Here is a 1,025-nt window from a genome sequence, read left to right as displayed (position 1 = left end):
CCATCAAACGGCGTGGCGCCTTTACGGGGATTCCAGTACATTAGCGCCCATCAAAACCTTCATCTGCTGGCATAGTTGTGCGGAGTTCTGCGTGAGCCAATCGTTATTAGATTTTTCAGGGTATATCAAATTCTTCGTCGGGCTGTTTGCACTGGTCAACCCTGTGGGGATCTTACCTGTCTTTATCAGCATGACCAGCTATCAGGCGGCAGCCGGACGTAATAAAACCAATATGACGGCGAATTTGTCGGTTGCCATTATATTGTCGACCGCACTTTTCCTCGGCGATGCCATTTTACATCTTTTTGGTATCTCCATTGACTCGTTCCGGATCGCGGGGGGCATTCTGGTCGTCACCATTGCCATGTCGATGATCAGCGGGAAACTGGGCGAAGATAAACAGAACAAGCAGGAAAAATCAGAAACAGCAATACGTGAAAATGTCGGGGTTGTTCCGCTTGCATTGCCTCTGATGGCAGGACCCGGCGCCATCAGTTCGACTATTGTATGGAGCTCACGCTATCACAGCTGGCCAAATCTGCTGGGGCTGACGCTCGCTATCATTTTCTTTGCATTCTGTTGCTGGTTACTGTTCAGGGCGGCACCTTTACTGGTGCGTTTACTGGGACAAACCGGCATTAACGTGATTACACGTATCATGGGGCTTTTGCTGATGTCGCTGGGTATCGAATTCATTGTGACAGGGATTAAGGCTATTTTCCCCGGCCTGCTTTGATTCTTAACCATCGGTTATCACGGAAACTGCGATGAGTTTCCGTGATAATTATTACCTGCACTTATAATGTAATGCATTAATATAGTGCACCTAATGACTTCATTAAGCGCAATTGCACCCTAATGTGGCATAAAGCGTCGTCTCATTATTGTTTTCACCCCAAGTCTTCATTTCTTCTAATAAACTTAGCGATTTTTTAGCTAAATACCCTTCTTTCCTGCCCGTTTTGACGCTAATTTGCCCACATCATTCTGTAAGGCTTGTGCATGCTGTATCGAGATGTTATTAG

The 1,025-nt window shown here is 46.3% G+C and carries 1 protein-coding gene; it reads left to right on the top strand.

Annotated elements, in window-relative coordinates; all coding sequences use genetic code 11:
- Positions 1-91: 91 nt before the first annotated feature.
- The gene (locus tag J1785_RS00765) at positions 92-736 is read left to right on the top strand and encodes a YchE family NAAT transporter (RefSeq protein ID WP_013575947.1); all 645 of its coding nucleotides are present in this window, start codon (positions 92-94) and stop codon (positions 734-736) included.
- Positions 737-1,025 lie beyond the last annotated feature (289 nt).

Source organism: Rahnella perminowiae, assembly GCF_019049755.1.
GTDB lineage: Bacteria > Pseudomonadota > Gammaproteobacteria > Enterobacterales > Enterobacteriaceae > Rahnella > Rahnella perminowiae.
This window is presented reverse-complemented; position numbering and strand designations above follow the sequence as displayed.